The organism is Chromobacterium piscinae (genome assembly GCF_021129175.1).
GTDB lineage: Bacteria > Pseudomonadota > Gammaproteobacteria > Burkholderiales > Chromobacteriaceae > Chromobacterium > Chromobacterium piscinae.
On sequence record NZ_JAJOHV010000187.1, the window covers coordinates 736 to 937 of the forward strand.

A 202-nucleotide genomic window follows, 5' to 3' on the forward strand; every position below is an offset into this window, starting at 1 on the left:
GCCCCACACGGTGCCGAACAGACCGAAGAAGGGCGCCACCGCGCCTATGGTGGCCAGCAAACCGACGCCGCGCGCCAGCGAACGGGCGCGCGCGCTCTGCGCCTGCTCCAGGCGGAACGCGGCGCGCGCCTGCAAGGCATCGCGCGGCGCGTCGGCAGCCGACAAGGCGATCTCTTTGTCCACCTCGCGCAGCAGGCTGCGC

Annotated in this window: 1 protein-coding gene; it reads right to left on the reverse strand. The window is 73.8% G+C overall.

Annotated elements, in window-relative coordinates; all coding sequences use genetic code 11:
- On the reverse strand, positions 1–202 hold a 202-nt coding region (locus LQR33_RS24130; RefSeq protein ID WP_231470767.1), incomplete at both ends, for a MotA/TolQ/ExbB proton channel family protein.